This window comes from Acetobacter fabarum (genome assembly GCF_029069195.1).
GTDB lineage: Bacteria > Pseudomonadota > Alphaproteobacteria > Acetobacterales > Acetobacteraceae > Acetobacter > Acetobacter fabarum_A.
The window spans coordinates 126,104-150,848 of sequence record NZ_JARDYK010000005.1; the positions used below are offsets into that span (position 1 = coordinate 126,104).

The window sequence follows — 24,745 nt, forward strand, 5'->3', positions numbered from 1 at the left end:
TATCAGTCAAGGTATGGCTGGTATGAGAAACAGAGAACATGCTTGACCGGCCGCATAAGCTATGGCTTACGGCGGAATGGTCTCCAAAATTCGTCGGCTCTTCGAAGGGTTCGGAGGGGAGCAGAAGAATACGCGGAGATACAAGGTTATTAACTTCTTTTTCTCCGAATAGCCCTAAGGCTAATTCTCAGGATCCGACACATGAGACTGAAAGTTGTTGCTGCGCTTGGTATGGTTGCTCTTCTGTCAGCCTGTGCGCACGAAAATGCAAACACGGGTGCTTCCACCGGCGCGGCTGTTCAGCCGTCTGGCCCGGTGCCGGGCAGCGAAGCTGATCTGGTCGCTAACGTGGGGGACCGCGTATTCTATGACCTGAACAAGAGCGGCCTGAGCGCTGACGCCAAGACCACTCTGCAGAAGCAGGCTGACTGGCTTGCAAAGTATCCTCAGGTGAACGTTGAAGTTGCAGGCAACTGCGATGACCGCGGCACTGAAGAATACAACATTGCTCTGGGTCAGCGCCGTGCAAACGCCGCTCGTGACTATCTGGTGGCAAAAGGCGTGACCTCTTCGCGCATCTCCACCATCTCCTACGGCAAAGATCGCCCCACCGCTCTGGGTGACACCGAAGAAGCATGGGCACAGAACCGTAACGCCATTACGGCTGTGAAGTAAGATTTTCAGACATTATCTGAAATCTGACTGATCAAGCAGAACAGGCCGGGCCCTCAAGCCCGGCCTGTTTTGTATTTCGTGTCTTGTTTTGCAGGACGGAATGATGGAAGTCTTGCCCGTTTCTTATCGATGGGGTGAGGTTTTCAATGAAGTCCCGGCTTAAAGCAGTACGCGTTGTCCGCCATGGTCTGGTGCTTTCGGGTCTGGTGGCCGTGCTTATGGGCACAACCAGCGCCATGGGCCATGCACAGGATATTACCAGCCGGGAAGGCATTGCCCTTCAGGACCAGATTCTTGCCCTCAAGCAGGCTATGAGCCAGATGCAGGCTTCCCAGAGCGAGGGTGGAGCTCTTCCTCCCCCATCTGCCTCTTCGGGTGGGCCGTCGGCTGTGAATGGGGATCTGGTATCCCAGTTGCTGGAGCGGGTCAGCACGCTGGAGCAGCAGCAGCGCGACATGCGTGGCGAGATTGACCAGCTCACCAATGATCTCCAGCAAAAAACAGCGGCTCTGTCCAAGCAGGTAGCGGATGGCCAGTTTGCCGCACAGGCTGGTGCAGGGGGTAGCGCCGCCCCTGCTGCTGCTCCTGCGGAGCCTGCGGTGCGCTCCAATACACCTGATGCCCTGCTAAGTGCAGGCAAGGCGGCTCTGCAGAAACGGGATTACGATACCGCGCACGACAACGCCGAGGCTGCTTTAAAAACTGCCAAAGGAGCATTCAGGGTGGATGCGCAGTTCCTTCTGGCCCAGTCCCTTGCCGGGCAGAAGCAGTACCGGCAGTCTGCCGTGGCGTATTATGATGCGTATCGCCAGTCGCCCAAAAGTGCTCGGGCACCCGATGCCCTGCTGGGCGTAACAGCCACGCTTCTGGCGCTGGGGGATAAAAAATCCGCGTGTGAAGCTCTGGGCAAGCTGAATAACGAGTTCCCGTCCCCCGCACCACGCGTGGCCCGTGCGGCGGAAATATACGGGCGCAAGGGTGGCTGTAACTGATTGGGTTACAGTACCCGGAGGTGCTCCAGCGTGTCCCCTCGCACTTTTGGGGGTAGGGGAGGTGCCAGTCCGGTTTGAGCAGCGCCCGGTTTTTTCCGACCTGCCGGTTTCCCCGCAATGGTTTGCGGCGCGGCTGGACACCCTTGGTCCGTGGGGTGCGGATGCACCGGGGACTGCTCCGGTTGCGCTGGCTGTTTCTGGCGGGGGGGATAGTCTGGCACTGGCATGGCTGGCCCGGCGCTGGCGCCGCAATCTGCTGGCCCTTGTAGTGGATCACGGGCTGCGCCCCGAATCTGCGGCAGAGGCGCGGCTTACGGTAGACCGCCTGCACGCAATGGACGTGCCCGCCCAGTTGATAACCCTGACCGACCTGACCAGAGGTTCCGCCATGGCAGCACGGGCACGCAAGGCCCGCTATGCCCGCATGGTGCAGGCCTGCCAGCAGGCGGGTTGTGTAGACCTGCTCCTTGGTCATCAGGCCGATGATCAGGCCGAAACCGCATGGATGCGCTCTAACGCGGGGAGCGGACCGGATGGACTGGCGGCCATGGGCTGGATCAGCCATGCGCCGGGTGTGCGGCTGGTGCGGCCTTTGCTGGGGGTTTCCCGCATGGCTTTGCGTCAGACATTGCGCGCGGCAGGACTGGCCTGGGTGGATGATCCTTCCAACCAGGACCTGCGTGCCGAGCGTGTGCGGGTTCGCTTTGCGTTGCAGGAGAGTGGCCTGTCCGAGCAGTTCTGGTGTCTTGCCATGGATGCGGGCACGCAGCGTATGGCACGTGAGAAGGCGCAGGCCGTGGCGCTGGCGCAGACATGTGCGTTTTACCCTCATGGGTGGGTCGGGCTGGGGCGGACCCTGCCTGAAGCCGCAGCCCTGTCGGGGCTGATCCGCACGGTTGGCGCACAGCATTATCCCCCTGCACCGGCGGCTGTGGCGCGGTTGTGCAAAAAAGGGGAGGAGGGCACACTGGCTGGCACCCGGCTTGCCAGATGGCATGATGAGTGGTTTCTCATTCGTGAACAGGCCGGGGTCAGCGCTCCGGTGGAGGCCTGCCCCGGCGTAACATGGGATGGCCGCTTTGTGCTGCATGCCCCTTCTGCCCTGCTGCGTTGCGGGGTATATGTGGGAGCCGCCGGTTACGGGTTGGCGCGCAAGGTTCGTGCCGGGTGGCCAGCCCTGTTCTGTGCCGGGCTACCCGCTTTGTGGTGGCAAGGGCAAAGGGTTGCTGTGCCGCATCTGGGGTGGAGCAGCACGGCAGGCTGGACAGATGTTTTTTTTGAGTTCAGACCGCCTGTTCCCGTAACCGGAATGGGTGTGTACGGGTGTAAAAAAGTACACAACGAGGACTATGTGGGGCCAGTGGGCTAGGAAAACGGTTCAGGCATCCCATTTATAAGAGCAAAGGTTGCTTTTTTCCCCGGGCGCCGGGCAAGATGGCAGGACACTCCGGCGCTTTACGCACTAGAAGTATGGACACTCGGGCAAGATGAACAATTTAGGTCGCAATCTGGCGCTTTGGGTCAGCATTATCCTGCTACTGCTGTTGCTGGTGAACATGTTCCAGCCGGGCACGGCGCAGCATGCCGCCCAGCAACTGGCATATTCCGATTTTGTGGCCGATATTGATTCGGGGCATGTCCGGTCTGTTGTCATGCAGAATCACAATATTTCCGGCACGCTGACCGATGGCACCGCGTTTGAGACCTATGCCCCTCTGGACCCCTCCCTTGTCTCGCGCATGGTGGGTAAAGGGGTGGAAGTTGTGGCCAAACCGCTGGAGCAGGATGGTAGCCCGCTGCTGCGCTATTTCCTGAACTCCCTGCCCATTATCCTGCTGGTGGCGGCATGGCTGTTCATGATGCGGCAGATGCAGGGTGCGGGCGGTCGTGGCGCCATGGGTTTTGGCAAGTCCCGCGCCAAGATGCTGACTGAAAAGCACGGACGTGTGACGTTTGAAGACGTTGCCGGGATTGATGAAGCCAAAGGTGAATTGCAGGAAATTGTGGATTTCCTCAAGGACCCGCAGAAGTTCACGCGTCTGGGCGGTAAAATTCCCAAAGGTGTGCTGCTGGTTGGCCCGCCCGGCACGGGTAAGACCCTGCTGGCCCGCGCCATTGCGGGTGAGGCCAATGTGCCCTTCTTCACCATTTCCGGGTCCGACTTTGTGGAAATGTTTGTCGGTGTTGGTGCCTCCCGCGTGCGGGACATGTTTGAACAGGGCAAAAAATCCGCACCGTGCATTATCTTTATTGATGAAATCGATGCCGTTGGCCGCCATCGTGGCGCGGGCATGGGCGGTGGCAACGATGAACGCGAGCAGACCCTGAACCAGATGCTGGTGGAAATGGATGGGTTTGAAAGCAATGAGGGCGTGATCCTGATTGCCGCCACCAACCGCCCCGACGTGCTTGATCCCGCCTTGTTGCGCCCCGGCCGGTTTGACCGACAGGTGGTGGTGCCCAATCCGGATGTGAGCGGGCGTGAGAAAATTTTGCGGGTGCATATGCGCAAGGTGCCGTTGGCGTCCGATGTGGACCCGCGCATTATTGCGCGTGGCACCCCCGGTTTTTCCGGTGCGGATCTGGCCAATCTGGTGAACGAAGCCGCTTTGTCCGCCGCCCGCCTTGGCCGCCGCACGGTCTCCATGCGGGAGTTTGAAGACGCCAAGGACAAGGTGCTGATGGGCGTTGAACGCCGCTCGCTGGTGATGAGCGAGGACGAGAAGAAGCGCACCGCTTACCACGAGGCCGGGCACGCCATTACCGCCGTGCTGGTGCCCGAGAGCGAGCCCATTCACAAGGCGACCATTATCCCGCGTGGGCGTGCCCTTGGCATGGTCATGCGCCTGCCCGAAGATGACCGGCTCTCCATGAGCAAGATGAACGCCATTGCTCACCTTGTTGTGGCTATGGGCGGACGTGTTGCCGAGGAAGTGGTTTATGGCAAGGACAACATCTGCAACGGCGCGATGGGGGACATTAAAATGGCTACCCGTGTTGCCCGCAGCATGGTGACCGAATGGGGTATGAGTGACAAGCTGGGCATGATCGCCTACGCGGATGAAGATCAGGGCAACAGCTTTTTTGGTGCGGCCCGCAATTTTTCCGAACAGACGGCGCGTGATATTGATGTCGAAGTCAAACGTCTGATTGATGAAGCCTACGTGCAGGCCCGTAACTACCTGCATGACCATGTGGATGAACTGCACCGTCTGGCCGAAGCCCTGCTGGAATATGAAACCCTGACAGGTGAGGAAATTCGCCAGATCATGCGTGGCCAGCCGATTGAACGCTCAGAAGAAGCGGATGATGGCCCGGTTAACCGCCGTGCTTCCGTACCGCAGGTAACGGGTGAGGCTCCAGCCCCCGCTTCAGCGGAAGATGGTGGCGCTGTTCCCGCACCCCAGCCCGGTTAATGGCAGGGGGTGCCAGTCAACGGATATGAAGCAGAAGAGGCGGCACCCGGTGCCGCCTCTTCTGTATGATGGGGACGATAAAATAAGGACAAAGCGATGTGGCGCAGGCTGGTTGAACCCATGGGGCTTCTGTTTGGACCCGTGGCACAGGAGGCCATACGGCAAGGCATGGCCCTGCCGTTCCAGAATGGTACAGCCGCGTTTACAGCCGTGCTGCTGATTGAGGGGGGCAGGGCTTCTGGCCCCATGCCTGTAGGTGCTGTGCCTCATGCGTGGCTGCCCGTGATGCAGCGCCTTGTTTCCCCCGTGCCTGATGCTGGGTTGCCCGCGGGGCCTCTGGTCATGGGAATCCTGAATACAACGCCAGACAGCTTTAGCTGCGCAGGCCAGCACTACCATGCAGGTCATGCCCTGCAGGCTGCCGAACAGATGGTGCGTGATGGAGCCGGTGTGCTTGACATCGGGGGGGAAAGCACACGCCCCGGTGCGGCGGTAGTCTCCCCCCGGCAGGAGTGGGAGCGGGTTGGCCCGGTGCTGGAAGGCCTGCGCCAGAGCATGCCGGATGTGCCGCTTTCGGTCGATACGCGCAACAGTCTGGTCATGGAGAGCGCACTGGCTGCGGGCGTGCGCGTGATCAATGATGTTTCCGCCCTTGGGCACGATCCTGCCGCCCTGCCGTTGCTGGCAGAGCAACAGTGCGGCGTTGTGCTCATGCATATGCGTGGTACTCCCCAGACCATGGAGGCACACACCCATTATACCGATGTCGCCTGCGATGTGGTGCGCGAACTGGGGCAAAGAGTGGAGACCGCCGTGGAAGCGGGCATTGCCCGTGAGCGGCTGATGGTGGACCCGGGGTTTGGTTTTGCCAAAACGCAGGAGCAGAATGTTGTTCTGCTGCGCCGCATCCTGCTGCTGGCCAATCTGGGGTGCCGTGTGGTGTGTGCTCTCTCGCGCAAGCGCATGATTGGCACGCTCACGGGTGTAGCAGACCCGGCCCTGCGTGATAGCGGCACGGTTGCCGCATCCCTTATGGCCATGCCTTTTGGCAACCCGCTACTGCGGGTGCACTCTGTGGCCAGCATGGCGCAGGGTGTTCGGGTCTGGCAGGGCGTGCAGGGTGGGTAAGCATGGCGTGTCAAATTTTTTTTGTTGCCTGAACACGGTTTCTTCCAGTCCAAAACCGTTTTAGGAAAGATCAGCAGGACAGGAGTTTCCGCCAGCAACGGCCAGAGTATTCAGGTCCATTGCCGATTGCGGAATGGAATGAGTATTATGAAGCAGTTTTTTGGAACAGACGGTATTCGCGGCACTGCCAATATTGCCCCCATGACGGTGGAAATTGCCCAGAAGCTGGGGCAGGCGGCGGGGCTGCACTTTCGCCGTGGGGACCACCGGCACTGCGTGCTGCTGGGCAAGGATACCAGATTATCCGGTTATATGATCGAGAGCGCTCTGGTCTCCGGCTTTTTGTCGGCCGGTATGGATGTTACTCTGGTCGGGCCACTGCCCACACCCGCCATCGCCCTGCTGACCCGCTCCCTGCGGGCCGATCTGGGGGTTATGATCTCCGCCTCCCATAACCCGTTTGGTGATAACGGGATCAAACTGTTTGGCCCTGATGGTTTCAAGCTCTCCGATCAGGATGAATGCACGATTGAAAACCTGATGGTGACCGACCTGCACGCGGATATGGCAGACCCGGCCCAGATCGGCCGCGCCTCGCGCCTGAATGATGCTGCGGGCCGGTATATTGAAAGCGCCAAATCCTCCTTCCCCCGCAAACTGCGGCTGGACGGCATGAAAATTGTGATCGACTGCGCCAATGGTTCGGCCTACCGGGTTGCGCCCACAGCGTTGTGGGAGTTGGGGGCGGAAGTCATTCGCATCGGGTGCGAGCCCAATGGTGTGAATATTAACGAACAGTGTGGCTCCACTCACCCCGAGGCCCTGTGCAGGGCTGTGGTGCAGCACGGTGCGCATATTGGCATTGCCCTGGATGGGGATGCCGACCGTGTACTGATCGCAGATGAAACCGGGCGTCTGATTGACGGAGACCAGATACTGGCCCTGATCGCCCGCTCATGGACTGCGGAAGGGCGTCTGGTGGGCAATGCTGTGGTGGCTACGGTTATGTCCAACATGGGGCTTGAGCGGTTTTTGGAAAAAATGGGCGTAGGTCTGGAGCGTACCGCTGTGGGTGACCGCCATGTGGTTGAACGCATGCGTGAGCGTGGGGTGAATGTGGGAGGCGAGCAGTCGGGCCATATGGTGCTGACCGATTTTGCCACAACGGGTGATGGCCTGATTGCCGCATTGCAGATTTTGGCCGTGCTGGTGGAATCCGGGCGCCCCGCGAGCGAGGTCTGCAGCCTTTTTCAGCCTTTTCCGCAAAAGCTGCGTAATATCCGTTACGCTGGAGCCTGCCCGCTGGATACGGATGAGGTGCGTGAGCGCCAGCATGAGGTGGAACGTATATTGGCCGGGCAGGGTCGTCTGCTGCTGCGCCGCAGCGGTACGGAACCACTGGTGCGCGTTATGGCCGAGGCGGAAGACGCAGCACTTGTGGAAGAGGCCGTGAACAAAATGTGCGCCGTTCTGGAAAAAGCAATCCAGCCAGTCTGAAGCAGGAAAACCCCCCGTATGCCCCATCCCGCCCCCTCGCTCCCCAGAATTCTGTCCATAGCGGGGAGCGACTCTGGCGGAGGGGCGGGTATTCAGGCTGATATTAAAACCATTACGGCGCTGGGCGGGTATGCCATGACCGCCATAACGGCCCTGACTGCACAGAACACACAGGGGGTACAGGATATTCTGCCTGTGCCAGCGCAGTTTATTTGCGAGCAGATTCGTTGTGTTGTGGATGATCTGGGGGTGGACGCCATCAAAACCGGCATGCTGGGGGGGGCTGCGCAAACGCAGGCCGTGGCGGCGGAAATTGTCCAGACCCGTGAGCGCACCCCTGATCTTGTTGTTGTGGTAGACCCGGTTATGGTGGCCAAGGGAGGGGCGGCCCTGCTGGATGAGGATGCGCTGGCCTGCCTGCGCACAACGCTTTTGCCCCTTGCAACCCTCATCACCCCCAACTTGCCCGAAGCAGAAAAGCTGACAGGGCTTACCATTCATACGGTGGAAGATATGAAGGCCGCAGCCTTATGGCTGCACCAGCAGACGGGGGCGGCCGTTCTGCTCAAGGGCGGGCATCTGGTGGGGGAGATTCTGGTGGATGTCCTTCTGGACAGGGCCGGAACGCGCGAATTTGTGGGGCAGCGTATTGCTACCCGGCACACACATGGCACGGGCTGTACGTTGGCCAGTGCGCTGGCAACAACTCTGGCGCAGGGACTCGCTTTGCCAGATGCGGTCCGGCAGTCCTGCAAGTATGTGCATGACGCCATCAAACAGGCGCCCGAACTCGGCAGGGGGGCGGGGCCATTATGGCATGCACATGTCTGGCATCCTGTCATCAGGTCCTGAAGACTGCTGGCATCATAAGGGAAGACCCGTCTGGATGCAGGCGCAGCTAGTCTCCAACCGCCTGAAGCATGGCGGGTTCTGGCAGTCTGGGTCGATGCGCAAGGGAGGGCATTAGCGGAGCGGGCATGGGTGGTGTCTGCGGTTGTGCCTGCGGGTCATGCAGAATGTACCCACGGCCCCATACGGTGGAAATAAGGTCTTCTGCTCCCACGGTCTGGAGTTTTTTGCGCAGCTTGCAGATAAAGACATCAATAATCTTGATGTCTGGCTCATCCCGTCCCCCGTACAGGTGGTTGAGGAATGTTTCCTTGGTCTGGGCAATGCCCTTGCGCAGCACCAGCAGTTCCAGAATGGCAAATTCCTTGCCGGTCAGGTGAATGGGGCGGTTTGCTACCGTGACCGTGTGGTTATTCAGGTTCAGGGTCAGTGCGCCAACCTGGGCAATCGGGTGGGCATATCCGTTGGAGCGGCGCAGAATGGCCTGTACGCGGGCAATCAGTTCGGCGGATTCAAACGGTTCGGCCAGATAATCATCAGCGCCCAGCGTAAAAGCCCGTATCTTGGCGTCTGGCGTATCAATGTTGGACAGAATAATCACAGGTGTGGTGATCTTGAATGTACGCAGGGTGTTGAGAATGGTGTATCCATCCATGTCCGCCAGAGTCATGGTAATAATGGCGAGCCCGTAATCATAATGACGCAGCAATTCTATGGTGTTCTGGCCAGATCGGGCTAGATCGGCTGCAAAACCTGCTTTTTTCAGGGCTGAAAGAATGGCCCGACTGGAGGTAAACTTGTCCTCGGCAAACAAAATGCGCATGACTGGCCTCACATAGCTGCAGGTATGGGGATACATCTTGTGGTTGTATTGTCTGGTGCTGATGATACTTTTACGTGTTTTTCTGAAAAAATAAACACAAATTCATTTTATTTTTATTATTTTTGTAATAACAGATATGTGACTTACGGATAGATGAATCTCATATATCGGGGGAAAAACATACCATTCTCTGAATAAAGACTATGTGGGAGAAAAGTTCCCAAAATAATAAATTGTAAGTATTACAAAGTAATTTTTTTATGAATAATAAATATTTAGTTTAAGTATATTTATTATTTCCTAACGCAACGTGTGTTTGTAAAAAATTTACAAATCCGGTTCTTCACTCTTTCCGCTTCCGGCCGGATATGGAAAAGGTCATTCTGAATCTGATGCACGGGTAAGCACCCACCACGGAGCAGGAATCGGTCATGTTGCTGAAAACCGAAGCCGATACGGCACAACTGGCCAGAGCCCTCGCAGGTTTTGCCCGTGCGGGGGACGCCATTTTGCTGTCCGGTTCGCTGGGGGTGGGTAAAAGCGTGTTCGCACGCGCGTTCCTGCGCAGCTTCTGCGCCGCGCCGGATATGGAGGTGCCAAGCCCCACCTATACGCTGGTGCAGGCCTACGACTCTCCAACTGCCACCGCTTACCATTTTGACCTGTGGCGTCTTGGCAGTGTGGAGGAACTGGACGAACTGGGGTGGGATGATGCCTGTGAAGGCGTCATGCTGGTGGAATGGCCCGAGCGTCTGGAAGACATGCTCCCCCCAGATGCACTGCACATAACCCTGACGGTCGGAGCGAAGGGAAGCCGCCACGCTACTCTGGCTGGCTGGGAGGGCCGTCTTCCTCCGCAACCGCTCACCCTGCTGGAGCGCAGGGTATGAAGCTCGCAACCATTCCAGCGCACCTGCCTTTTCTGGATCATCTGGCCGCACGCTGGATCGATGCCGCCGGGCATGACCCGGAGGCGATGGGTGAGGGCACCATTGTCCTGCCTGGTCGCCGGGCCGCGCGGGCGTTAACCGAGGCATTTTTGCGGCGTATGGACGGGCGCAGCATGCTCCTGCCCCGCATTATGCCCATAGGCGCACTGGACGAGACCGAACTGGGCCTGTCTGCCTGTGGCGGGGCAGCGGCGCTGGCTCTGCCTCCCGCCGTGCCAGCCATGACCCGTCTGGCCGTGCTGACACTGTTTGTTTTAAAGGCGGATAATGCCTTTGGTACCCGCCCCACACTGGATCAGGCATGGCCGCTGGCCTGTGCTCTGGCTGAATTGATGGACGAGGCGGAGTGGGCCGGGGTCAACCTGCTTGAGCGCCTGCCCGATGCCGTGCAGGAGGATTACGCCCGGCATTGGCAGACCATTCTGGGGTTTTTGAACATTGTCACCGCACAATGGCCCGTCTGGTTGCAGGCGCAGGGGTTGATCAACCCCGTGGCCCGGCAGGTAGCTCTTCTGGGTGCGCAGGCACGGTTGTGGCGGAGCATGGGCGAGCAGGGCTACGCAGCCCCGATCTGGGCAGCAGGGTTTACGCATGCCATGGCCCCCACGGCCGATGCGCTACAGGCCATTCTGTCCTGCCCGGGGGGGAGGGTCGTCTTGCCGGGGCTGGATATGTTCATGCCAGAGGAGGTGTTTGCCGCCCTGCCCGACAGTCACCCACAGGCGGGCATGAGCCACCTGCTTGCAGCACTGCAGGTCCGGCGGGAGGATGTGCAGGTCTGGAATGCGCAGGGAGGCCAGCCCGAGCGCGCAGCCGTGCTCTCCCGCGTTATGCTGCCCGCCGCGGCACTGGATGACTGGGCAAAGCCCGGCCCGGTGGGGCTTGCCCATGTCAGCCGGTTTGAGGCCGCAGACCAGCAGGAAGAGGCTGTGGCCATCAGCATGGTCATGCGCAACGCCATTGAGCAGCGTGGCCACCGCGTGGCTCTTGTAACACCCGATCGTGGGCTGGCCGCCCGCGTGGCCACAGAGCTGGAGCGATGGGGTATTCTGGCAGATGACAGCGCAGGTGCCACGCTTGCGGATACACCAGCCGCCGTGCTGCTGCGGCTGGTGGCGCAGATGGTGGACAGCCGGTTTGCGCCTGTGGCTCTGTTATCCGTACTCAAGCACCCTCTGGTGGCGTGTGGTCTGGCTCCGGGCGTGTGCCGCGCTTCTGCCCGCCTGCTTGAGCGTGTGGTGCTGCGTGGTCCTTCTCCCGCGCCGGGGTTTGCAGGGCTTTGCGCCGCAGTAAGGGACAGGCTGGAGCCAAAGCGCGAAAAAGACCGTCAGCGCATGACGCAGGGCGAGAGTGCGGACCGCCCCTTTGGCCCCGAACCCCTGCCCGCCTTTATGGAGCGTCTGCTCCATTGTCTGGCCCCTGTTCTGGGCTGGGAGCAGGCCGAAGGGGCGGTGGAGGCCGGAGGGGAGGGCATGCGGCATCAGGCCAGCGTGCCCGATCTGCTTGAGGCTCTGATCGCGACGGTGGAACGCCTTGCCAGCACGGAGGAAGAACCTGCCACCGCCCGCCTGTGGAAAGGGGAGGATGGCAGCCTGCTGGCTTCCCGTCTGAGCGAGCTTATGCTGGCGACCGCCGTGCTGCCGCCCCAGCCCCCTGCGGTGCTGGATGGGTTGCTTACGGCGGTTCTGGCGCAGGAGCGCGTTGCCACCCGCCGGGGCAACAACCCGCAGGCCCTGCATCCACGGGTATTGATCTGGGGGCTGTTTGAAGCACGCCTGCAAACGGCGGAAACCGTTATACTGGGCGGTCTGTCCGAAGGGGTGTGGCCCCCCGCCCCCGATGCCGGGCCGTGGATGAGCCGCCCCATGCGCAAGCGGGTTGGCCTGCCACCGCCCGAGCAGGCCGTGGGGCAGGCGGCGCACGATTTTTTTGCCATGGCGGCAGCAGCCGAACACGTTGTTCTGTCCTTTGCCCGCAGGCGTGATGGCGCACCTGTGGTGCCTGCGCGGTGGTTAACCCGGCTGGATGCTTTTCTGGCCGGGTGGGGGGGCAGGGTGCCCGCGCACCCGGTTCTGTCCTGGCTTGCCCGGCTGGACCAGCCGCAGGGGCCAGCGCTGCCTGTGGCTCCCCCCCGGCCCACGCCCGATGTCGCCCTGCGCCCCCGCCGCCTGAGCGTGACGGAAATAGAAACATGGATGCGTGACCCCTATGCCATCTATGCCCGCCATATCCTGCGCCTTGAGCCCCTGCCCGAGCTGGAGGAAGGGGCCGATGCCTCCGATTACGGCATGATCGTGCATGACGCGCTTGAACGCTGGGTTAAAACCCACGGTGTGGACTGGCCGACCGATGCCCAGCGCAAGCTGGTGGAGGTGTTTGAGGCCTGTCTGGCCGAACAGGCCCTGCGTCCGGCCCTGCGGGCGTGGTGGGCCCCCCGGCTTGAGCGCATTGCCAGATGGGTTGCGCATGCGGAGCAGCAGCGCCGCGCCACCCATGGTGTGCCACAGGCTATTTTGACCGAAATTGCAGGCAGTGTGCTGGTCCCCGATGCACCGGGGGGGCCATTCCGCCTTGTCGGGCGGGCGGACCGGGTGGAGCTGGGTGCGCAGGGGCGCGTCATTGTGCAGGACTACAAGACCGGCATGCTGCCAGCCATGCGCGATGTTCTGTCTGGCTGGAGCCCGCAACTGCCGCTGGAGGCCGCCATGCTGCTGCGCGCAGGGTTTGCCGATGTCCCCAATGTGGCCGATATCGCCGGGCTGATCTACTGGCGTCTGACCGGCGGGGCCGAACCGGGGGAGGAGGTGGCCGTAGCCTCCAGAGAGCACGAAAACCTGACCGATCTGGCCGAACAGACATGGCAGCGCCTGCTGGCGCGCATTGCTGCGTATGACCAGCCCACGCAACCCTATCTCTCCCACCCCCATCCGGGGCAGGAGCCACGCTTTGCCGATTATGCCCGCCTGGCCCGTGTGCCGGAATGGAACACAGGTCGCATGGAGACGGAAGCATGACCCCCCATACGGCTCAGGGTGCGCTGGATGCCGCCATTGCACAGGCCAACCAGCAGCAGGCCATGGCGTCCGACCCTACGGCGTCGGTTTTTGTGTCGGCTTCTGCGGGGAGCGGCAAAACCAAGCTGCTGATCGACCGCCTGCTCCGGCTTATGCTGCCACGGGTGGAAGCGGGGGGCGACGTTGTGCCCGGCAGCGACCCTGCGCGCATTCTGTGCCTGACCTTTACCAAGGCCGCCGCGGCGGAAATGGCCATTCGCCTCCAGACCCGCCTTGGCCGGTGGGTTACCCTGCCCGATGACCGGCTGAATGCGGAACTGGCCGCTCTGGCTGTGCCCTGCACCCAGCAGACCCGCCGCAAGGCGCGCGCATTGTTTGCAGAGGTGCTGGACCTGCCCGGTGGCATGCGGATTGGCACCATTCATGCCTTCTGTCAGTCGCTCCTGCGGCGCTTTCCGCTGGAAGCCGCCATGAACCCGCATTTTACGGTCATGGAGGAAACAGACGCGGCTCTGGCGTTGCAAAGCTGCGTGGAGAGTGTACTGGGCGGGCAGCCTGCCAGCACGGTGTCCCCGCTGGCCGGGCAGATCGGACTTGGAGATTTTATTGCCCTTGCGGGAATCCTGCGGCGCAATGAGCAAGCACAGGCCGTGCGTGCGCGCGTAAGCGCTCAGCCAGAACAGGCCGAAGAACTCATGTGCCGGGTGCTGGGTTTACCAGAAGCCGCGCTCAGGCAGACGGATGAGGCATTTCTGCTGGTTGCCTGCACCGGGTTTGCCGCCGAGCCCACCTTGCGCGCGGGCCTGTGCGCCGTGGCGGAGGAGGGGTCCGCCACGGCCAAGGCCAATGTGCTCGTCCTGCTGGACTGGCTGGCCCTGTCGCCCACAGAACGGGTGGCGCAATGGGAGCTATGGCGCAACGGGCTGCTGACCAAGGATGGCAAGCTGCGCAGCCGTGGCCTGCTCTCGGCCAAACTGGCGGAAAAATATACCGATCTGGCCGATGCGCTGCAAAAAGAGGCCGAGCGCATACTGGCGGTGGAGGAGGGCATGAACGCCCGGCAGTTGGCCCGCCTTGGCGTGGCGCTGCTCAAAATGGCTGCTCCTGTGGCCAACATGTTTGACCAGCGCAAGGCCATGCAGGGCCAGATGGAGTATGATGACCTGATCCATCGCACGCTCCAGCTCCTGCGTGAGCCGGGGGCCGCATGGGTGCTGTACAAGCTTGATGGCGGCATAGACCACCTTCTGCTGGACGAGGTGCAGGATACATCGCCCCAGCAGTGGCGCATTGCAGGGGATCTGACAGAAGAGTTTTTTGCAGGCGAAGGCGCACACGCGGTGGAGCAGGGCCCCAGAACGGTTTTTGCCGTAGGGGACTACAAACAGTCCATCTACCGTTTTCAAGGAGCTGACCCGGACGAATTCCGGGCATGGAGGGCTAGATTCAAGCAGCGTGCGCAAGGGGCGGACCTACCCTGGCGTGAGCCGGAACTGACAGTTTCCTTCCGTTCTACAGCGCCGGTCCTGCAACTGGTTGATGCTGTTTTTGCAGACCCACAGGCCGCGCGCGGCGTGGCGGAGGAGCAGGGCCGCCCCCTGCGGCACATTACGGCCCGCCCCGGTCAGGGTGGACGGGTGGAACTCTGGCCTTTGGCGGAAGCACAGGATGCGCAGGACAGCATAAGCCCTTGGGAGCCAGCCGCAGTCAACGCGACCCGGCAGAGCCCGAGGCAAAAGCTGGCGGATGCGCTGGCCAGCACCATTGCGCGTGAACTGGCAGCCCCCCCCGAACCGGGGCAAAAACCGCTGACACCGGCTGATGTGCTGGTGCTGGTGCCCCGCCGTTCCTCCTTTGTGCCGCTGCTGGTGCGCGCGCTCAAGGGGCACAACATTCCCGTGGCCACGCTGGTGCGCACGGGTCTTGCCGACCAGCTTGCGGTGCAGGATCTTATGGCCCTGTGTGCAGCACTCCTGCTCCCGCAGGATGATCTGACACTGGCCTGCGTGCTGACATCCCCTCTGGGGGGGCTGTCTGATGACAGTCTGATGGCCCTTGCCGTGGGGCGCCCCCCCGGAGCCCCCCTGTGGACCATCCTGCGCGAGCGTCACGCCGGGCGGGCGGACTGGACACAGGCATGGCAGATGCTCAATACTCTGTTTGGCCGGGTGGATTACCTCAGCCCGTATGAACTGCTGTGCGCGGCTCTGGGCCAGCAGGGCGGGCGGGCGCGTCTGCTGGCGCGGCTGGGGCCGGAAGCCGCCGAACCGATAGACGAGCTGCTCTCCGCCGCGCTGCGCTATCAGGAGCAGCACCCTCCCTCCCTTCAGGGATTTGTGCACTGGCTCAGACATTCGCAGGAGAGCGTCAAGCGCGAGGCGGAGGCTGGCGGCAATGCCGTGCGGGTCATGACCGCGCATGGCTCCAAGGGGTTGCAGGCGCGGCTGGTCATTCTGCCCGATACGGTGGGCCTGCCCCGGTTTGAGGACAGGCTTTTCTGGAGTCCGGACAAAAAAACAGGGGTGCAGGTGCCCATTTACGTGCCGCGCAACGCCCTGTCGGTCGGGTTGACCCGCAGCCTGTATGAAACCCGGCGTGAAAAGACGATAGAGGAACATAACCGCCTGCTCTATGTGGCCCTGACCCGCGCGGCAGACAGGCTGGTGGTGTGTGGCTGGAAACCCGGCCGCACCGTACCGCCAGAGAGCTGGTACGAGTGCTGCCGCCTTGGTTTTGAACGTGCAGGCGCGCAGGAGCGTGACTGGAGTATAGGGGACTGGTCGGGCAGGATTCTGGTGCTGGAAGAGCATGCAGCTCCTGCCAGCCTGCCAGTCTCCGCTGTATCTGTTGCGCCTCAGACACAGGATGTACCCGCCCTCCCGCTGTTGCCCGGCTGGATGGGGCGGGCGCCGCATTGGCGGCCCGGCCCGCCGGAGGTGGAAGGACCGCTGGCCCGGCCACTGGCCCCCAGCAGGCCCGATGACACCATGCTTGGCCCGCTCCCGCCTGCGCGTTCCCCGCTGGATGTGGCGGCCATTACGCCGCTCAAGGCGCGGGAGGCAGCTCTGCGCAAGGGGAATCTGGTGCATGCGCTTTTGCAGTTCCTGCCTGATCACCCCGCCAGCGCGCAGGAACAGCTTGCCACGGACTGGCTGGCCCGTCCGGCATCGGGCCTGTCCGTGCCGGAGGCTGCCAGACTTGCCGCACAGATTGTGGCGGTGCTGCGCATGCCTGTACTGGCAGACCTGTTTGCCCCTCAGGCCCGGGCGGAGCAGCGGCTGGCGGGTATTGCAGGCGGGCAGGTTATTGTGGGGCAGGTGGACCGCATGTGTGTCATGCCTGACCGGGTTATTGTGTGCGACTATAAAAGTGGCCGTCATGCACCGACCACGGTGGAGCAGACACCGGTGCTCTACCTGCGCCAGATGGCGGCTTACCGTGCCCTGCTGCACGGATTATGGCCTGGGCGGGAGGTTGTTTGTGTGCTGGTCTGGACCGAGCTGCCCCGTGCCGACCGGCTGCCTGAGCACCTGCTGGACAAGCACGCTCCGCAATCTTGCGCGGGCGTGGTATCTTGACCACAGCGCAGGCCACCTTAAGTGTTAGTGAGCCCCGGTCTGCTGGTTCGCACCCTGTGCAGCGCCCGCAGACCTGTTAACTAGGACAGCATGAGGTGCGCAGGCACCCGGTAGTTAAGGAAAACATGTCATGAGTGAACATACGCTTGCTGTTAGCGATTCCAGCTTTGATGCTGACGTGCTCAAGGCGTCCGGCCTTGTTCTGGTCGATTTCTGGGCGGAATGGTGCGGCCCGTGCAAAATGATCGGCCCGGCGCTGGAAGAAATTGGCAAGGACATGCAGGGCAGGGTTACGGTTGCCAAGGTCAATATTGACGACAACCCCGTAACCCCCAATACCTACGGTGTGCGCTCCATTCCCACCCTTATGCTGATGCGTGATGGCAAGGTGGTGGATACAAAGGTCGGCGCACTGCCCAAAAGCCAGCTCAAGGCATGGGTTGAAGGCGCGCTTTAAACCACACCCATATGCGCAGGTGGTGCCCGTTCAAAAACGTGCCCGTCTGCGTGGAGATGGCCCGGTTTTTTCATAATCACTTGGCAGATTGGCGCTGCCCGCGTAATGCAACCACGCAGGCGGGCTGGTTCCGCATCGTTAGTCTCGTGCAGTCACAGGGTTCAAAATGAGCTGGATCACCGAATACGTCCGTCCTAAAATCCGCGGTCTTCTGCGCCGTGATGTGCCGGATAACCTGTGGACCACCTGTGATTCGTGCTCCCAGATGGTTCTGACCAAGGAACTGCGCAAGACGCAGAATGTCTGCCCCCATTGCGGGCACCACATGCGTGTGCTGGTGAATGACCGGCTGGCATGGACCTTTGATAACGGTGAGTTCACCCGTATTGAGCTGCCGCTGGCCCCCGTGGACCCGCTTGGCTTCCGGGACCAGAAAAAATATACCGACCGCCTGAAGGACGCCCGCGCCAAGAGCCATCTGGACGAAGCCCTTGTTGTCGCGCATGGCACCATTGGTGGGCATAATGCCGTTGTTGGCGTTATGGCGTTCGAGTTTATGGCAGGCACCATGGGAGCTGCTTTTGGTGAGCGGTTTGTGGCGGCTGCCCGTCTGGCCATCTTGCAGAAATCTCCCCTGGTGGTGTTTACCGCCTCCGGTGGCGCACGCATGCAGGAAGGGGTGCTGAGCCTGATGCAGATGCCCCGTACAACTGTTGCAGTGCAGATGCTGCGGGATGCGGGCCTGCCTTATATTGTGGTGCTGACCAACCCGACCACGGGCGGGGTTACGGCTTCCTTCGCCATGCTGGGGGATGTGCAGATCGGCGAACCCAACGCCCTGATCGGTTTTGCCGGTCCCCGTGTTATTCAGGACACGGTGCGCGAAAAACTGCCCGAAGGCTTCCAGCGTTCCGAATATCTGGTTGAGCACGGTATGCTCGACATGGTTGTGCCCCGCAAGGATATGCCTGCAACCCTGTCACGCCTGATCGGCCTGCTGACCCGTGCTCCGGCCGATGTCAAGGCACCCCCGCCCCGGTCTGTTGCAGCACCCGCTGCGGCAGCCGAGTAAGCCCTTCCGTGGGTCAGGTGCAGGCCGGGGATAAAGCCCCGGTGCCCGAATTTACCGGTCGTACGGGGGAGGTTCTGCAACGGCTGAATCATCTCTACCCTGCGCTGATCGACCTCTCGCTCGGGCGGCTGGAGGCCTTGCTGGCCCGTCTGGGGCATCCCGAGCGCCAACTGCCGCCGGTTATTCATGTGGCGGGCACCAATGGCAAGGGCAGTACCTGTGCTACCCTGCGCGCCATAGCCGAAGCGGCAGGGTGGCGTGTGCATGTTATGACATCCCCGCATCTGGTGGATGTGACCGAGCGGTTCCGCGTGGCGGGCAAGCTGGTCAGCGAGGCCGAACTTGTGGCCACGCTGGAGGAAATCGAGCGCATCAACAACGGTGCGCCCATTACCGTATTCGAGGTGCTGACCGCAGCAGGCTTTATGCTGTTTGCCCGCCACCCGGCGGAACTGGCCATTATTGAGGTCGGTCTTGGCGGGCGCTACGATGCCACCAATGTGCTGGAACGCCCTGTGGCCTGCATTGTCACCTCCATCTCGCGCGATCATGAGGCGTTTCTGGGGGATTCTCTGGCCGCGATCGCGGGGGAAAAAGCGGGTATCTTCAAACCCGGTGTGCCCGCGGTTACGGGCTGCCAGCCTGCCGAGGTCATGCAGGTTCTACAGGCGCAGGCGCAGGCTGTGGGTGCTGTGCTGGCCTGTCGTGGTAGGGAGTGGACTGTTGCGCCCAAGCCCCCCCAAAGCAATGCGGACAAACCTGCCGGGCTGTGTCTGAGCGATTCCAGGGGAACGCTCGACCTGCCTATGCCCGCCCTGACCGGCCCATGGCAGATGGAAAATGCCGGTCTGGCGGTGGAGGCTCTACGCCTGTCCGGGCTGAATGTGCCACAGGCCGCATGGCAGGGTGTGGCGCAGGTGCAATGGCCTGCCCGCATGCAGCGCCTGCACGGAAAACTGGCAGCCCTGCTGCCCGCAGGGTGGGAATTGTGGCTGGACGGAGGGCACAACCCCGGAGCAGGTGCTGCTCTGGCGCAGGCACTGGACCACTGGAAGGACCGACCCCTGCATCTACTGGTAGGGATGAAGCAGACCAAGGACGCCTCGGGTTTTCTGGGGCCGATTTTGCCTTATGCGGATGACCTGTGGGCCATATGTGAACCCGAGCAGCATCTGGCCCTGCCTGCGCAGGCTATTGTGGAGGCGTCGGGGGGTAAGGCCCATACTGGCCCCACGCTTGCACGCGCACTGGGCACACTGGCGACCCGTGCAGAAGCCCGCCCACAGCCTGCACGGGTGCTGATCTGTGGCAGCCTGTATCTGGCGGGTGTAGCTCTCCGTCAGGATGGCTGGGTCATGGCATAAGACCTGCCGCTGGGCAGGTAAAAGGATAAAGCAGGTTCGTGGTGTGTGCTGTATAAAACCGGATATATGCCCACCACATCCCCCTTCTGGCTATCTGCCAGAGGCGGCCATGCCTGAAGGGCAAGGCTGGATATAGTCTTCAAAACGGGAAAAAATGGTGCCCCCATTCAGATTTGAACTGAAGACCTACCGCTTACAAGGCGGTTGCTCTACCACTGAGCTATAAGGGCACATGCACATATTCTGCGCTAAGGCCGGACTATAAGCGGTAAAAGGGTAAGAGCGTCAAGTCCTGTTTTTTGGAATAATCGCGGTTTTTTTGGTCCATACACATATTGCATCGTTTTCGTGGGTGGCGCATCTAGGCGGACATGCCGCACGTTTCTCCAAGCCCCGCTCCCGCCCTGTTTCTGCACGATAGCCAGCGCCGTGCGACCGTGCCGTTCCAGCCGCTCGATCCCGCGCATGTCAAGGTCTATTACTGTGGCCCCACGGTGTATGATCTGGCCCATATTGGCAATCTGCGCGCCATGCTTACGGCGGATGTGCTGGTCAGGCTGCTGCGCACGCTCTACCCGCGCGTTACATTCGTGCGCAATATTACCGATGTGGATGACAAGATCACCGCCCGCGCCCGCGCCAACGGGGAAGATATTGGCACGCTTACCCAGCGCACCACGGCGGAGTTCCACCAGGACCTGGCCTCTCTAGACGTGCTGCCACCCGACATAGAACCCCGCGCGACCCATAATATTGGTGAGATGCAGGCCATGATCGCCCGGCTGATTGAGAACGGGCATGCATACGCGGCACAGGGGCATGTACTGTTCTCGGTCGGCTCGTTCCCTTCCTACGGCGCGCTCTCTGGTCGTAATCCTGATGAACTGGAAGCGGGTGCGCGCGTGGAAGTCGCACCTTACAAGAAGGCTCCGGGTGATTTTGTGCTGTGGAAGCCATCAGACGCTGACCAGCCGGGGTGGGATAGCCCGTGGGGCAGGGGGCGTCCGGGGTGGCATATTGAATGTTCGGCCATGTCGCACCGTTATCTGGGCGACAGTTTTGATATTCATGGCGGCGGGTCGGACCTGCTTTTCCCACATCATGAGAACGAACGCGCGCAAAGCCTGTGCTGCTTTCCGCATAGCCAGTTTGCCAATTACTGGGTGCATAACGCCATGCTTCTGGTGGAAGGCGAGAAAATGTCCAAGTCACTGGGCAATTTCCTGACTATCCGCGATGTGCTGGCACAGGTTCCGGCAGAGGCGCTGCGTCTGCTGCTGCTGGGCACGCATTACCGCTCCACCCTTAATTACACGCAGGCCGGGCTGAATGAAGCCCGCAAAACGCTGGACCGGTTCTACCGCGCGCTCTCCAGTGTGCCGGATGTGCCCGTAGCCCCCGTCCCGCAAAACGTGCTTGCCGCACTGGAAGAGGACCTGAATACCCCAAGGGCCATTGCCGAGTTGCACGTGCTGGCCAATCAGGCCATGGGCGGGGACCGTGAGGCCGCAGGAGCGCTCAGGGCTGGTGGGGCGTTGATGGGCCTGTTGCAGGCTGATCCGGCGCAATGGTTCCGTGGAGAATCCTCCGCCGAGGAAGATGCTGCAATTGAAAATCTTATAACGGAACGGCTGGCCGCCAGAAAAGCACGGAATTTTGCAAGGGCCGATGCCCTGCGCGACCAGTTGCAGGCACAGGGTATTGTGCTGGAAGATACAAAAGACGGCACAAGCTGGAGGCGCGCATGACCGGGCGGGACGGCGGGGCACCGCTGGAGCCTTTGGGCAACACACCTGTTGTTATTCTGGTAAGGCCGCAAATGGCCGAGAACATTGGCACCACGGCCCGCGCCATGGCCAATGGTGGCCTGTTCCACCTGCGTCTTGTCAGCCCCCGCGATGGCTGGCCACAGGACCGGGCATGGCGTACGGCCTCGGGCGCGGACAGGATTCTGGAAGCCGCAACGGTGCATGAGAGTGTGGATGACGCCATAGCCGATCTGCACCATGTGTACGCCACCTGCCCACGGCCCCGCCATATTGTAAAAACGGTCATGACCGCCCGTGGCGGTGCGGCGGAATTACGTGCGGCAACCCAGCGTGGGCTCAAGGTCGGGCTGATGTTCGGCCCCGAACGCGCCGGTCTGGATAATGAAGATATGGCGCGCGCGGATGCACTGATCCGCTACCCGCTTAACCCTGCCTTCATGTCGCTCAATCTGGCGCAGGCGGTCATGATCATGGCGTATGAATGGTGGATGGCGGCAGACGCAACACCCCCGCGCACACTCATGACCAACGAAACCCATGTGGCCACCAAAGGGGAGCTTGAGAACTTTGTGAGCCACCTTGTGCGTGAGCTGGATGGGTGCGGCTTTTTGCGAAACGCACAGAAACGCCCTGGCATGGTCCGCAACCTGCGTCACTTTTTTACCCGTGGGGAAGTTACGGAGCAGGAACTGCGCACCCTGCATGGTGTCGTGCGCGAACTGGCGCACCCCCGCCGCACGGAGGACTGACCACCCCGCAAGGGATGCACGGCCCCGCCCCGCAATCGCTCATACAGCGGGGCGGGGTTTACGGCTATGGCCTGCTGCTTGCAGGCCATAGCCGGAGTAGCGTGCAGGACGTTAGTCTGCGGCCAGCGCCATGTGCTGCTGTCTCATGGCGCGGGTGACGTGGTCTTCCACCGCAGCGGTAATCTTGTCGGCCTGTTTGGCAAAAATATGATCCGCTTCGGGGTAAACGCGGTAGTCTACTGTCACACCTTTCTGGGTGTTGAGCTTATCGACCAGCTTGTGGATGGCGGGCTCGGGAGCCATGTCATCCTTGCCACCGGCAATCATCAGCCCGCCACACGGGCAGGGGGCCAGAAAGCCGAAGTCATAATGGGCCGCAGGAGGGGCAATGCTGATCCAGCCGGTAATTTCTGGTCGGCGCATCAGCAGTTGCATGCCCACGAACGCACCGAATGAATACCCCGCAATCCACAGACCGCTGGCGTTGGGGTTGATCATCTGCATCCAGTCAAGGGCTGCTGCGGCATCGGAAATTTCGCCAATGCCCCCGTCAAACCGCCCTTGCGAGCGTCCAACCCCACGGGAATTGTAGCGCATGACAGAAAAGCCCATGTTCTCGAACGTGCGGTACAGGGCGTATGTAATCCGGTTGTTCATGGTGCCGCCGTGCAGCGGGTGGGGGTGCAGCACGAGGGCAAGCGGGGCGTTGGGCTCGTTTGAGTGGTGATAACGTCCTTCAAGACGTCCATCCGGGCCGGCAAACATAACCTCAGGCATGTAGGTTCCGCTTGATCTGGGAAGGGCGTCCGCGGGCATGACGCTTCCGGGTTTGATAATTGCCCCGGCGGGGAACGATGCCACGTTCCGGGCCGGAACATGCGGGCATACCAGAGGCCCGCAAGCTTTAATTCTCAGTCAGCCTGTCTCCTTTTTCCGTTTCTGGGGGAAAACGGAAAAAGGAGCGCATTACAGACACATGGTGTCCGTCCCACGACCAGAAAAGGGTGTGAGGCGCACTCTGGCGTTGACCTTGCGCAAAACGCAGGCATAATCGTGCGGGTTGTTGTCCGTGAATGCTGCGCATGCGGGAAAACCCGTTTCCAGCCTGCCGTTTCCGTTGTGCCCTGTGGTGCTGACCATGTGGCACTCTATAGCGGCTTGGGGGCCAGAATTTCCACATAAATCGTGACAATGGCCGTACTGCACGGCCTGCAAAAAGCGCAGTTCTGGTATGGTTACGGGTAGAAAAAAAGCATGAATGACAAAACAGACGATAGGGTAAGGGATTTTTCCAAACCTGTCTATCTGGATGCCAACGCGACCGAACCCCTGCGGCCTCTGGCGCGTGTGGCCATGCTGGAGGCGGCGGACCTTACGGGGAATCCGTCTTCCGTGCACCATGCAGGGCGGCAGGCGCGCGCCATGCTGGAGGAGGCGCGCAACACGGTGGCGCGTCGCCTTGGTGTGGCTCCGCTCAACTGCGTGTTTACCTCTGGTGGTACGGAGGCCAACGTGCTGGCCATGCACGGGCTTGGGCAGGGGCGGCGTTTTCTGGTCGGTCGCACCGAGCATGATGCGGTGCGCAAGGGTGTGCCCGATGGGGCGGACAGGGCATGGCTGGAGGTGGACAGCCACGGGCAGGTCTGTCTGGACCTGCTGGATGCGGCCCTGAGCGCTCCGGGAGCACCTGCTTTTGTCTGCCTCATGCTGGCCAATAACGAAACAGGCGTTCTCCACCCCATAGCCGAGGTGGCCCGCCTGTGCCGCCAGCATGGTGCGCATTTGCATGTGGATGCCGTGCAGGCGGCAGGCCGCATGGCTGTGAACGTGGAAGAACTGGGGGCCGATAGTCTGGCCTGTTCTGGCCATAAAATGGGTGGACCAAAAGGGGCAGGTGCTCTGCTGTTGCGCGGGCCTGCACCAAGGGCGCTGGCCCCGGTGTTTGAAGGTGGCGGGCAGGAGCAGGGACGCAGGGGTGGCACGCAGCCCCTGCCCGCCATAGCCGGGCTTGCCGCGGCCCTGTGCGACGCTCTGGACAATCCGCAGGACCTGCTTCCCCTGCGCAACCGGCTGGAGCAGGCGGCACAGGCCGTGGGGGCCGTGGTCTGTGGGGCAGGTGTTCCACGGCTGTGCAATACGGTGTCCCTTGCACTCCCCGGTCGCCGCGCGCAGGGCCAGCTTATGCGGCTGGACCTGGACGGGTTTTGCGTTTCCGCAGGCTCGGCCTGTTCGTCGGGCAAGGTGGCGTTCTCTCATGTGCTGGACGCCATGGGGCTGGGGGAGCTGGCAGGGCAGGCCATCCGTGTGTCCCTGCCATGGAATGTGCGGGAGGCGGATGTGGAGCGGTTTGTGCAAAGTTACGCACGCATGGCGGCCGGGGCGGGTCTGGCTCTGGCGCAATAGGGGGCCGGG

Annotated in this window: 19 protein-coding genes and 1 tRNA gene; 16 read left to right on the top strand and 4 right to left on the bottom strand. The window is 61.5% G+C overall.

The genetic code is table 11. The features are described 5' to 3' along the window. Positions 1-201: 201 nt before the first annotated feature. From pal to thiD, 7 genes are all read left to right on the top strand, one after another. Positions 202-675 carry a peptidoglycan-associated lipoprotein Pal gene (gene pal, locus PY793_RS08570; protein ID WP_086647072.1) on the top strand — a complete coding sequence of 158 codons (474 nt, stop codon included), beginning with the start codon at positions 202-204 and terminating at the stop codon, positions 673-675. A 146-nt stretch (positions 676-821) separates the two neighbouring features. Next, entirely contained in the window at positions 822-1,667 is an 846-nt protein-coding gene (locus tag PY793_RS08575; protein WP_408744690.1) for a tol-pal system YbgF family protein, read from the top strand. Between the two features lie 61 nt (positions 1,668-1,728). Further along, positions 1,729-3,036 carry a tRNA lysidine(34) synthetase TilS gene (tilS, locus tag PY793_RS08580; protein ID WP_408744691.1) on the top strand — a complete coding sequence of 436 codons (1,308 nt, stop codon included), beginning with the start codon at positions 1,729-1,731 and terminating at the stop codon, positions 3,034-3,036. Between the two features lie 118 nt (positions 3,037-3,154). Next, positions 3,155-5,083: an ATP-dependent zinc metalloprotease FtsH gene (ftsH, locus tag PY793_RS08585; RefSeq protein ID WP_275177676.1), complete on the top strand. Its 1,929-nt coding sequence runs from the start codon at positions 3,155-3,157 to the stop codon at positions 5,081-5,083. A gap of 96 nt (positions 5,084-5,179) precedes the next feature. Next, entirely contained in the window at positions 5,180-6,211 is a 1,032-nt protein-coding gene (gene folP / locus PY793_RS08590; RefSeq protein WP_275177677.1) for a dihydropteroate synthase, read from the top strand. Positions 6,212-6,349: 138 nt separating this feature from the next. Beyond that, complete coding sequence (glmM, locus tag PY793_RS08595) at positions 6,350-7,708, top strand: phosphoglucosamine mutase (RefSeq protein WP_275177678.1); 1,359 nt, start codon at positions 6,350-6,352, stop codon at positions 7,706-7,708. Between the two features lie 18 nt (positions 7,709-7,726). Then, positions 7,727-8,560, top strand: coding sequence for a bifunctional hydroxymethylpyrimidine kinase/phosphomethylpyrimidine kinase (gene thiD, locus PY793_RS08600; protein WP_275177679.1), 834 nt, complete (start codon positions 7,727-7,729; stop codon positions 8,558-8,560). A gap of 46 nt (positions 8,561-8,606) precedes the next feature. Here the strand turns inward: thiD and PY793_RS08605 are convergent, their stop codons facing one another. Continuing rightward, positions 8,607-9,380 (bottom strand): response regulator transcription factor, encoded by a 774-nt coding sequence (locus PY793_RS08605; RefSeq protein WP_275177680.1) that lies wholly within the window; start codon positions 9,378-9,380, stop codon positions 8,607-8,609. Positions 9,381-9,811: 431 nt separating this feature from the next. On the opposite strand from PY793_RS08605, the gene tsaE reads away from it, so the two are divergent. From tsaE to PY793_RS08635, 6 genes are all read left to right on the top strand, one after another. Continuing rightward, the gene (tsaE, locus tag PY793_RS08610; RefSeq protein WP_275177681.1) at positions 9,812-10,270 is read left to right on the top strand and encodes a tRNA (adenosine(37)-N6)-threonylcarbamoyltransferase complex ATPase subunit type 1 TsaE; all 459 of its coding nucleotides are present in this window, start codon (positions 9,812-9,814) and stop codon (positions 10,268-10,270) included. Beyond that, the gene (gene addB / locus PY793_RS08615) at positions 10,267-13,344 is read left to right on the top strand and encodes a double-strand break repair protein AddB (protein WP_275177682.1); all 3,078 of its coding nucleotides are present in this window, start codon (positions 10,267-10,269) and stop codon (positions 13,342-13,344) included. The genes tsaE and addB overlap by 4 nt, the downstream gene beginning before the upstream one ends. After that, complete coding sequence (gene addA / locus PY793_RS08620; RefSeq protein WP_275177683.1) at positions 13,341-16,922, top strand: double-strand break repair helicase AddA; 3,582 nt, start codon at positions 13,341-13,343, stop codon at positions 16,920-16,922. Before addB ends, addA begins: the two co-directional genes overlap by 4 nt. A 130-nt stretch (positions 16,923-17,052) precedes the next feature. After that, the gene (gene trxA / locus PY793_RS08625; protein WP_275177684.1) at positions 17,053-17,379 is read left to right on the top strand and encodes a thioredoxin TrxA; all 327 of its coding nucleotides are present in this window, start codon (positions 17,053-17,055) and stop codon (positions 17,377-17,379) included. A gap of 166 nt (positions 17,380-17,545) precedes the next feature. Next, complete coding sequence (gene accD, locus PY793_RS08630) at positions 17,546-18,451, top strand: acetyl-CoA carboxylase, carboxyltransferase subunit beta (protein WP_275177685.1); 906 nt, start codon at positions 17,546-17,548, stop codon at positions 18,449-18,451. 17 nt (positions 18,452-18,468) lie between these two features. Then, positions 18,469-19,815, top strand: coding sequence for a bifunctional folylpolyglutamate synthase/dihydrofolate synthase (locus PY793_RS08635; protein WP_275177726.1), 1,347 nt, complete (start codon positions 18,469-18,471; stop codon positions 19,813-19,815). A 155-nt stretch (positions 19,816-19,970) separates the two neighbouring features. Here PY793_RS08635 and PY793_RS08640 read toward each other — a convergent pair. Beyond that, positions 19,971-20,045, bottom strand: a tRNA-Thr gene (locus tag PY793_RS08640). Between the two features lie 141 nt (positions 20,046-20,186). On the opposite strand from PY793_RS08640, the gene cysS reads away from it, so the two are divergent. Together cysS and PY793_RS08650 are read left to right on the top strand one after the other, a co-directional pair. After that, the gene (gene cysS / locus PY793_RS08645; RefSeq protein ID WP_275177686.1) at positions 20,187-21,563 is read left to right on the top strand and encodes a cysteine--tRNA ligase; all 1,377 of its coding nucleotides are present in this window, start codon (positions 20,187-20,189) and stop codon (positions 21,561-21,563) included. Then, entirely contained in the window at positions 21,560-22,333 is a 774-nt protein-coding gene (locus PY793_RS08650) for an RNA methyltransferase (RefSeq protein ID WP_275177687.1), read from the top strand. Before cysS ends, PY793_RS08650 begins: the two co-directional genes overlap by 4 nt. Positions 22,334-22,444: 111 nt before the next feature. Here the strand turns inward: PY793_RS08650 and PY793_RS08655 are convergent, their stop codons facing one another. Both PY793_RS08655 and PY793_RS08660 read right to left on the bottom strand, forming a co-directional pair. Then, the gene (locus tag PY793_RS08655; protein ID WP_275177688.1) at positions 22,445-23,110 is read right to left on the bottom strand and encodes an alpha/beta hydrolase; all 666 of its coding nucleotides are present in this window, start codon (positions 23,108-23,110) and stop codon (positions 22,445-22,447) included. 189 nt (positions 23,111-23,299) lie between these two features. Further along, the gene (locus PY793_RS08660) at positions 23,300-23,473 is read right to left on the bottom strand and encodes a hypothetical protein (protein WP_275177689.1); all 174 of its coding nucleotides are present in this window, start codon (positions 23,471-23,473) and stop codon (positions 23,300-23,302) included. Positions 23,474-23,587: 114 nt separating this feature from the next. Between PY793_RS08660 and PY793_RS08665 the strand changes: the two genes are divergently transcribed. Then, positions 23,588-24,736: a cysteine desulfurase family protein gene (locus PY793_RS08665; RefSeq protein ID WP_275177690.1), complete on the top strand. Its 1,149-nt coding sequence runs from the start codon at positions 23,588-23,590 to the stop codon at positions 24,734-24,736. The last annotated feature ends 9 nt before the right edge of the window (positions 24,737-24,745 follow it).